Consider the following 8,854-nt stretch of genomic DNA (forward strand, 5'->3'; position numbering starts at 1 on the left):
CCGGATAGCTCATAATTCATATAAATTGCCTACCTTTGCACGCTAAAACAGTAAATAGTAACTTGTAAAATAGTAAATAGTAACTTGCAAAATAGTAAATAAAGAAGATGATTACAGTTTCAAACGTATCGGTTCAGTTTGGTAAAAGAGTGTTGTTTAATGACGTAAACCTGAAGTTTACGAGTGGTAATTGCTATGGTATTATCGGTGCGAACGGTGCGGGAAAATCTACATTCCTCCGTACGATATACGGGGACTTGGACCCCACTACCGGTTCGATTGCCCTGGGACCGGGCGAACGTCTCTCCGTATTGAGCCAGGACCACTTCAAGTGGGACGCTTTTACCGTAATGGATACCGTAATGATGGGGCATACCGTGTTGTGGGACATTATGAAGCAACGCGAAGTATTGTATGCCAAAGAAGATTTCACAGACGAAGACGGACTGAAAGTATCCGAACTCGAAGAAAGATTTGCCGAGCTGGACGGATGGAATGCGGAAAGTGACGCAGCCATGCTGCTGAGCGGACTGGGCATTAAGGAAGACAAGCATTATACATTGATGGGCGAACTGAGCGGTAAGGAAAAAGTGCGCGTGATGTTGGCGCAAGCCCTGTACGGAAACCCGGACAACCTGTTGCTGGACGAGCCTACCAATGACCTCGATATGGAAACAGTGACCTGGCTGGAAGAATATCTCTCCAACTTCGAGCACACCGTGCTCGTGGTGAGCCACGACCGTCACTTCCTCGACTCCGTGTGTACGCATACCGTAGACATCGACTATGGAAAAATCAACATGTTTGCCGGCAACTACAGCTTCTGGTACGAATCAAGCCAGTTGGCTCTCCGCCAGCAGCAGAACCAGAAGGCGAAGGCTGAAGAGAAGAAGAAAGAACTGGAAGAGTTCATCCGCCGATTCAGCGCCAACGTAGCGAAGAGCAAGCAGACCACCAGCCGCAAGAAGATGTTGGAGAAACTGAACGTGGAAGAAATCAAACCCTCCTCACGCAAATATCCGGGCATCATCTTCACCCCCGAACGCGAACCGGGCAACCAGATTCTGGAAGTTTCCGGACTGAGCAAGAAGACGGAAGAAGGCGTAGTGCTCTTCAACGACGTCAACTTCAACGTAGAGAAAGGCGACAAAATCGTATTCCTCTCACGCAACCCGCGTGCCATGACCGCCTTCTTCGAAATCATCAACGGAAACATGAAGCCGGATGCCGGAACCTTCAACTGGGGTGTGACCATCACCACCGCTTATCTTCCCTTGGACAACACCGACTTCTTCAACACCGACCTCAACCTCGTAGACTGGCTCAGCCAGTTCGGCGAAGGCAACGAAGTGTATATGAAAGGCTTCCTCGGCCGTATGCTGTTCTCCGGCGAAGAAGTGCTGAAGAAAGTAAGCGTGCTCTCCGGTGGCGAGAAGATGCGTTGTATGATTGCCCGCATGCAGCTCCGCAACGCCAACTGTCTGATTCTGGATACTCCTACCAACCACTTGGACTTGGAATCTATCCAGGCATTCAACAACAACCTGAAGACGTACAAGGGGAATATCCTTTTCTCTTCCCATGACCACGAATTTATCCAGACTGTTGCCAACCGCATCATCGAACTGACTCCAAACGGCATCATCGACAAAATGATGGAATATGACGAATATATCACGTCAGACCACATCAAGGAACTGAGAGCGAAAATGTACGGTGATAAATAATCACGCCAGCGCTTAGCCATAGCCATAAAACTAAGGCGCGGATTACGTGGATAACACGGCTTTTGTCAATCACAAATGATTGGCTGCCGTGAAATCCGCGTAATCCGCGCCTGATTTTTTATTTAGCAATCCGTGCCTGATTTTTATTGATAAGCCCCACTCACACATTTCGTGTGATAAGTCTCCCTATACCTCTCGTGTGATAAGTCTCCTTATACATCTACTTCTTCCGTCAGCGCCAGTTCCCAACTGCGCCACACAACAGTTATCAGTTTCAGTCCCCCTTTCTCCCGAGCTTCCGCCACACATTCATCCCCACTGTAACGAACCAACTGCTCCTGCGCATCATCGGCAAGCATCCTAATCTCCTTATCCGACGCACCGGCTTTCGCATACTTCACTTCCAGCAGATAAGTGTACGGCGGCATTACGGGTACTACCGGACTGGGTTTAAAGAAGAAATCGGCAAACCCTTTGTTCATCTCATATTCCGGATACAGTTGATAATAGCGGAACATACTCAGATAGGCGAGAAGAAAGCCCTTGATATGTGCTTCTCCTTCTATATACTCGCGGATGCGGCTCTGCTCGCGGATAGCTCCGGCAACAAATTCGAACAACGGCTTCCAATCTCCCTTGAAAGACATATTCTCAAACAAGGTGAACAGACGGTTCACGTCGAGCTTGAAGACATCATGGCGGGCATATCCCTGAATCAGAAAATTGAATAGCTGTTCGCGAACCACCAGATTGGGAACGTGCAGGATGGGTCGTCCCATCATATCCACGCCTTTGATAGAAAGCAGTCCGAAATAGAACAGCAGAGATTTGAAGTTGCTCACGTCCGTCATTTCCAATGCAGAGAAATGAGTGACGATATCAGTCACTATCTCTCCCTTTTCCGCAATCTCCTTGATGACGGAGAAATTTTCTCCCAGTCCGTGGTCAAGGCGGACAAGGTAGGACAGTTTATTAAAGTCCGTACGGATGTTGGGGTCTACAATCGTGTCCGGTTTAACTCCGTGCAATATCAACGACTTCATACAGTAAAGCACCATGTCCGAGTTGAACATGCAATCCGCTAATTTATTTTCACTAAAGCAATAATTGTAATAATTGGGTTTCATCATAGTCACCGCGTCGTCTACCGACAAAGGCAAAGCCCCTTGCTCTGTGTAATACGTCAGCATCTCGCGTAGTTCCTTCTCGCTGAAACCAACAAGGTCGTTAAACCAAGGATCGGTAGTGATATTCGTGCCGATGTTGAATCCGCTTGTCACGTCGTCCATCGTCACCGGGCTTACTCCCGTGATGAACAAACGGTTGACGGCAGAACCCATTCCCGTCGTGGCAGCTTTTATTACATTAAAGAATCTTCGGATATATCCTTCGCCATGCGTCGCTTTCCGGTAAAGGTCCGTGCCGTAAGTTGAAAGAATAGTATTCGTAAAATTATCATATTCATCAATCAGGAGATAAATCTTGATGTCTCCCTTACGGGTAGCGTAAGTATTGATTGAGGATAAAAAAGCGCCGGGGTCTGTTTGTGTCTTTTCATCTAGAACCTTCCAGATGTCTTTTCCCAGCAGATGCTCATATCTGTAAACAAAATCGGACAGTTTCCCGCAGCAATGCAACCGGAAAGATTCTTCCACCTCATTGATATTCGAGCTCACCTCAGAGAAATTGAATCTCATGATGAGAAACTGGTTATGTATCGGCGTAGGATGCTGCCCGATATACAGATTGCCGAACAATTCGTCGAACTGGTCGGCATACCGGACATCATAATAGGCTTCCAGCATAGCCAGCGTGAGACTTTTCCCGAAACGTCGGGGACGAATCAGAAACAGGTAAGACGGTTGCATTTCTATCTTTTCGATAAACATCGTCTTATCCACATAATAATAGTTTTCTTTCTGGATGCGTCCGAAGTCCGTCAATCCGTATGGTATTTGCTTCAGCATATTGCGATACCTTTCTTTATTCATCGTTCATATCGAAGCAAATATACGGAAAAACGGATGAGTGTGATTGTTTTTACGTCACCTATTTATCCGTTCATCCGCCATTTCGTAAAAAACTGCCGTCTTATGCGAAAATTACAGTTCCAACCCCTTCTGAACCGGCAGTTGCGGGCGTATTGAATTTTCCGTGCGTTCTTCCTGTGAATATTCCACTACCCAATATTCCGTCACTCCGTCTTTGGTTTGTCTTGTCCGGAATTTATTGCCGTTTAGTACGGCGACGAGCATTTGCTGTGTTTGCCGGTTTGACTGGATGCGTCCGTTCAGGCTTATTATTGATAGTAGAGAGGATGCGGAATACCATTTAGCGTTAATATCCTTCCCTTTCGCCGCACGGAAATAGAAGAACAGATTCTCTTCAACCGGTTCTTTCAGACGGAAATTCTCGTTTCTGCTATTCAGGCTCGTAATCTCGTCCCCTTCGTACCAGTATTGGAAACCTTGCCGGTAAAGGGCCAAAGCCTGTGAATAAATCCCCTGGTGATTGACCGGACTGCTATAGTCGATACTGTTGACGATACTCAGCAGGATACGGCGGCTTTCGCCAAACTCCTGCACACAGTACGGATTGTTGGTACTTGCCACGAACGACGCGTGGCGGATAAACGTACTCGATTGTAAATCGTACACTTTGCGCTCGGTTATCTTGTCCTGCACGATGATACGTTTCAAGTCTGCCAATTGGTTGGCGAGTATTCCGTCAAACTCTTCCAGGTTGATAATAAGGCAAGTGGACAACATCAGCATATGGTCTTTGTTGTCCGGATTGATTCTACCGTTGCGGTAATACGTGCGCAGCTCGGGCGGCAACAAATTACGGATGAAAGTACTTTTTCCTACCCCTTGCTTACTGTGAAATACCAGCATTTCCTGATTCTGCACTTCATCATCCAGCGCACATGCCACCAGCCCCACCAGCCATCGGCGGAAGCTGCTTTCCCAGAACGGCTGGTCTTCGGCTTGCACCCTGGCGGCGAGTTGCCCGATGTAATCCGTCACACCGTCCCAAGGGGGCAGGGAAGAGAAGTAGTCGGCAAACGGATTGACATCAGGCGTGAGGCTTGAGTCAATCACAGCTTTCAGCATCGGCAACGAGCAGTAGACAGACGACAATTGCAGATGCGTGTAGATGGAGTTGAAGTCCTTGCCACGCATCGCCACGAAGGGAAGGGGAGCGGCTGAGCCGGCAAAAGGACGGAATTCCACACTGTCCAGAATCGTGTTGCGACGGAATTCGTAATGTTCCCGCAGGAAATCGACCACTTTCTGCACGAGCGGCTTCTTTTGTTCCTCTTCGTTGGCGTCAGTCTTGCTGGTGTAGAGATAAGAGTTGCGCAGCGGAGATTCGGCGTCAAAATCCGGCTCACTGCCGAAATCGTGCAGCGTCATGCGTACGGCATCTTCTTCGGCGATGTGGCGGGTGTAGCATTGGTTGCCCAGGCAGTAGATGAAACAGTCACGGCTGTTGCGTTCAAAGTGGAACTTCCGTTTCGTATATTCCACCGCTTTCCGGAATTCCATTTGTGACACGGGGTCAATGTCGGAAATATCCGGGCGGTTTGCGTCGTTCGTGTCGGGGAGGCTTGCGTCTTCCTGAGTTTTCCGCAGCGCCTTTTTCCGCTTTGAGGGGGTTGATTCTTCCGGCAATGGCAGTTGGACAGTGACGTTTAGCGCGGTGACGCCTGCCAACCGTTCATCGGAAAAGAACACATCCGGGTCATAAGTGGCATACATGCCTCGGCTCAGGTCGCTGCCGCTGGGGTCTACTTTGCTGTCCAGCAGCCGGGCGTAATAGCGGGAAGTCAGTTCAAACATTCGTTTGTGATAATGTTCCAGTTCGGCATATGTCACTGTATCCTTTGCCTCAAGTTCCGCACGCAGGCGCACCGCCTCTTCTGTTTTCAGGTAGACGAGCAGTTTCAGCCCGTGGCGGCGCGGACTAAGCGCGCAGCCTATCGTGTCAGGATCGTTCTCGGCAAGAAGGCGTAGGCGGGGAATGTCTTCCGCCGGCATTTCGTCGAAGTCCAGTACCGGCAGGTCGTTATAGGTCGAAAGGCTGTGGGGCAGACGGCAGGCAGAGTAATTGGCAGTCAGGGTGAAGTAAGGTAATTGGCGTTTTATGCTGTCGGCTTTCGCCAAATTGCCTTCGCTGAGAGCTGTCTCTATTTGTTCGATTTTATGATGATACATACTACTGCCTATCTGTTCAAAGAATTTGCAGAGTTCAACCTGTCCGATAACTTTGGAATACCCGCGATAGCAGGTTACATAAAATTGATTCATGATGATAATTAATGAGTTATAAAATTATTTTTTTTATTAACATGTGTCTGTTGCAGAAAAAAGGAAAGTACGTCGTGTGACTTTGGATTTTAGATGTAGCAGCATTTGTTTTCGCCGGTAAAGATACAGCCTCTTTTTGGAACGGAAAAAAACATTTTTCATCCCGAAAAGAGGCTATAAATTGTAGTGTGGAGTAAATAGAGTTTTCTTATTCTCCATAAAGAGTTATGCGCAGTTTCTGTACACATCTACTAAGCTGAGATTCTGACAAATACCCCTCTTTGACATTTGATATGCGGAAGTCAGCCATCTGCATAGCCATTTGGGCGATGGTGCGCGGGTGAGTTTTTTCCGACAGGAGTGTGTTGTCGTCGAAGAACTTCACGAATGGTGTAAGATATTCGTTTCGTTCGTTCGGGAAAACTTCTTTTTTGTGCTTTCTGAAGTACTTCAGCAGTCTTATGCCGGCTTTTTCCGACTCGGGCAAATCGCTCTTGTTGTAGAGATCCAACTGCTGGACGTGTTCGTTTGTTACTTGAAATTCAAACACAAAAATGTTTCTTTTTCCATAATTTGAATTGTTTTTATGAATTAATAATTATTTATAAAAAGACGCAAATATAGTACTTCCTCTCTGTTGAATAAAGATTTTTTAGGAAAAAACTTATTGAAGCCGTGTTTCCCGATATTTTTCTGTATTTTTCTTCTTATTATATATGTTCTTCATACAAAGCGCACGCACACTAAAACTAGAGGTGGTATCACCACCACCAGATTCTAATGTATGCGTGCGCTAATAAAAAAAGAACATATTCCGTACGCGTGCGGATGCGTACATTATTATATAAGAAAAGCTATAGTCAGCTTATTTTAGATTGCCATGTATGGGCTGGAATATCATTATAGCAAATCTTTTTTTCATTATAGCTAATCTGGATTTCATTATAGCTAATTTCATTTTCATTATAGCCGATTTTTTTCATTATGGTCCATCGAAATCCACTATAAAGAGATTCACGGCTCATCCAGATACTTCACGATGAGCCGCACTTGCCTTGCGCTGTAAGCGTGGTCATTCTTACCTTCGCCGCCGCTATACATTGCGTCATACAGTTCCTTGTTATTTCTGATCCACTCCCTCATTTTCCGCATGGCATACACCAACGGTACATAAGGATTGTATAGATGTGCCAGTTCCGACTTCAAATACGGTCGTATGACAAACGGCTCTTCTGCCGGTTCTTCCTTTTCTGCTTTCATATCTTCGGAAAATTGATTTTATCGTATTCCAAATATACGAAAAATCCCCCGGACAGCCAACAGTATAAGTAAAATAAAATCAATCCGAATTAAAGTAAATACACTCTAAATGAAACTGAATCAAAGTAAGACAAACGGAGACAAAGTACGTCATTTCACCCCACTGTGATATAGTACCTTTGAGGTATCGAAAGAGAAAGAAACAGAGCTCGTTCATCTCTCCCGATACCCATTGCGACAACCGCAATCTGTAACATTTATTTTTCAATTTTTAATTCTCAATTTTTAATTTAAAAAATTTATCATGGCAATACCATTTAAAAGAATGGGTCGTAAAGACCCGAGAAAGGTTGACGGGGTGGTGAAGTTTCACCCGCAACTTGTGACGCAGGGACAGAGTGTAGACCTGGATAAACTCGCTTACACTATGAAGGACAAAAGTTCCTTGTCGCTGGGCGATATCCAGAGTGTGCTGACCAATCTCGTAGAAGCGATGCGTGCGGCACTGTTCGACGGCAAGTCCGTCAATATTCGTGATTTCGGTGTATTCAGCCTTTCCGCCACCACATTGGGAGCGGACACGAAGGACAAGTGCACGATGAAGAATATCAAGGCCGTGAATATCAACTTCCGTCCTTCGAGCAGTGTCCGTCCCAACCTGGCATCTACCCGTGCCGATGAGAAAATCGAGTTTCTAGACCTCGACGCGCCCAAGAAAAAGAAAACCGAGGGTGAGGGCAACCCCGACGACGGTGGCAGTGAGAATCCCGGTGGCGGCGGAGACGATGGCGGTGAAACTCCCGATCCGGATCCGGCAGCATAAGTAATTGCCGACTGGCAGTAGACAATTAACATTTAGTTATGCTATGAGAAAGATTGATTTGATTGTGATTCACTGTTCCGCCACGCGCGAGGACCGTTCGCTTACCCCGGATGACTTGGAAACGATGCACCGCCGCCGCGGATTCAACGGCACGGGCTATCACTACTACATCCGCAAGGACGGGACAGTCCACCTCACCCGTCCGGTAGACCGCATCGGGGCACACGCCCGAGGTTTCAATGCTCACTCGATAGGCATCTGTTACGAAGGTGGCCTGGACTGCCGGGGATGTCCGGCGGACACGCGGACACCGGAACAGAGGGCATCGCTCAAACTTTTGGCGCATCAGTTGGGAGAACGTTTTCCCGCCTGCCGCGTGTGCGGCCATCGCGACCTCTCGCCCGACCGCAACGGAAACGGGGAAATCGAACCGGAAGAGTGGATCAAGGCGTGCCCGTGCTTTGAGGTGAAAGACGAGTTTTCAGGAAAAGAGTAACTAAGGAAAAAAGTAACCAAAGAAAAAAGTAACCAAAGAAAAAGGGTAACAAAGAACAAGAGTAACTAATCATTTAAAGAGTCGGAAAGGAGGTGTGTAAAATTATGGCAATGAAAAGTTCCCTTTGGGATACTATTTTGAAGGTAGTCATCGCGGTGGCTTCGGCAGTGCTCGGTGCGCTGGGCGGTAATGCGATGAATCTGTAAAAAGAAAAGATGTAACAGATTAATAAAAGTGA

Annotated in this window: 8 protein-coding genes; 4 read left to right on the forward strand and 4 right to left on the reverse strand. The window is 47.0% G+C overall.

Annotation, left to right across the window (positions count from 1 at the left end; genetic code table 11):
* Window positions 1-107 precede the first annotated feature (107 nt).
* Window positions 108-1,727, forward strand: coding sequence for an ABC-F family ATP-binding cassette domain-containing protein (locus ACGHVY_RS05535; protein WP_175629614.1), 1,620 nt, complete (start codon window positions 108-110; stop codon window positions 1,725-1,727).
* Window positions 1,728-1,939: 212 nt separating this feature from the next.
* On the opposite strand, the gene ACGHVY_RS05540 is transcribed toward ACGHVY_RS05535, so the two are convergent.
* The 4 genes from ACGHVY_RS05540 to ACGHVY_RS05555 form a co-directional block, all read right to left on the reverse strand.
* Entirely contained in the window at window positions 1,940-3,694 is a 1,755-nt protein-coding gene (locus ACGHVY_RS05540; RefSeq protein WP_390597698.1) for an AAA family ATPase, read from the reverse strand.
* Between the two features lie 135 nt (window positions 3,695-3,829).
* Window positions 3,830-6,037 (reverse strand): VapE domain-containing protein, encoded by a 2,208-nt coding sequence (locus ACGHVY_RS05545; protein ID WP_390597700.1) that lies wholly within the window; start codon window positions 6,035-6,037, stop codon window positions 3,830-3,832.
* 208 nt (window positions 6,038-6,245) lie between these two features.
* Window positions 6,246-6,587 carry a hypothetical protein gene (locus tag ACGHVY_RS05550; RefSeq protein ID WP_390597702.1) on the reverse strand — a complete coding sequence of 114 codons (342 nt, stop codon included), beginning with the start codon at window positions 6,585-6,587 and terminating at the stop codon, window positions 6,246-6,248.
* Window positions 6,588-7,051: 464 nt separating this feature from the next.
* On the reverse strand, window positions 7,052-7,297 hold the full coding sequence (locus ACGHVY_RS05555; RefSeq protein WP_308744859.1) for a DUF4248 domain-containing protein: 246 nt from the start codon (window positions 7,295-7,297) through the stop codon (window positions 7,052-7,054).
* A 304-nt stretch (window positions 7,298-7,601) separates the two neighbouring features.
* Here ACGHVY_RS05555 and ACGHVY_RS05560 point away from each other — a divergent pair, with 304 nt between their 5' ends.
* From ACGHVY_RS05560 to ACGHVY_RS05570, 3 genes are all read left to right on the forward strand, one after another.
* On the forward strand, window positions 7,602-8,120 hold the full coding sequence (locus ACGHVY_RS05560) for an HU family DNA-binding protein (protein WP_308744858.1): 519 nt from the start codon (window positions 7,602-7,604) through the stop codon (window positions 8,118-8,120).
* A gap of 43 nt (window positions 8,121-8,163) precedes the next feature.
* Window positions 8,164-8,616: an N-acetylmuramoyl-L-alanine amidase gene (locus tag ACGHVY_RS05565; RefSeq protein ID WP_390599651.1), complete on the forward strand. Its 453-nt coding sequence runs from the start codon at window positions 8,164-8,166 to the stop codon at window positions 8,614-8,616.
* Window positions 8,617-8,726: 110 nt separating this feature from the next.
* The gene (locus ACGHVY_RS05570; protein ID WP_308744871.1) at window positions 8,727-8,822 is read left to right on the forward strand and encodes a smalltalk protein; all 96 of its coding nucleotides are present in this window, start codon (window positions 8,727-8,729) and stop codon (window positions 8,820-8,822) included.
* Window positions 8,823-8,854: the final 32 nt, after the last annotated feature.

This window comes from Bacteroides sp. f07 (assembly GCF_042854785.1).
In the GTDB taxonomy this organism is placed as follows: Bacteria; Bacteroidota; Bacteroidia; order Bacteroidales; family Bacteroidaceae; genus Bacteroides.

Coding starts and splice junctions, on each gene's coding strand:
- ACGHVY_RS05535 (WP_175629614.1), top strand. CDS start 108: ATGATTACAGTTTCAAACGTATCGGTTCAGTTTGGTAAAAGAGTGTTG.
- ACGHVY_RS05565 (WP_390599651.1), top strand. CDS start 8,164: ATGAGAAAGATTGATTTGATTGTGATTCACTGTTCCGCCACGCGCGAG.
- ACGHVY_RS05545 (WP_390597700.1), bottom strand. CDS start 6,037: ATGAATCAATTTTATGTAACCTGCTATCGCGGGTATTCCAAAGTTATC.
- ACGHVY_RS05540 (WP_390597698.1), bottom strand. CDS start 3,694: ATGCTGAAGCAAATACCATACGGATTGACGGACTTCGGACGCATCCAG.
- ACGHVY_RS05560 (WP_308744858.1), top strand. CDS start 7,602: ATGGCAATACCATTTAAAAGAATGGGTCGTAAAGACCCGAGAAAGGTT.
- ACGHVY_RS05555 (WP_308744859.1), bottom strand. CDS start 7,297: ATGAAAGCAGAAAAGGAAGAACCGGCAGAAGAGCCGTTTGTCATACGA.
- ACGHVY_RS05570 (WP_308744871.1), top strand. CDS start 8,727: ATGAAAAGTTCCCTTTGGGATACTATTTTGAAGGTAGTCATCGCGGTG.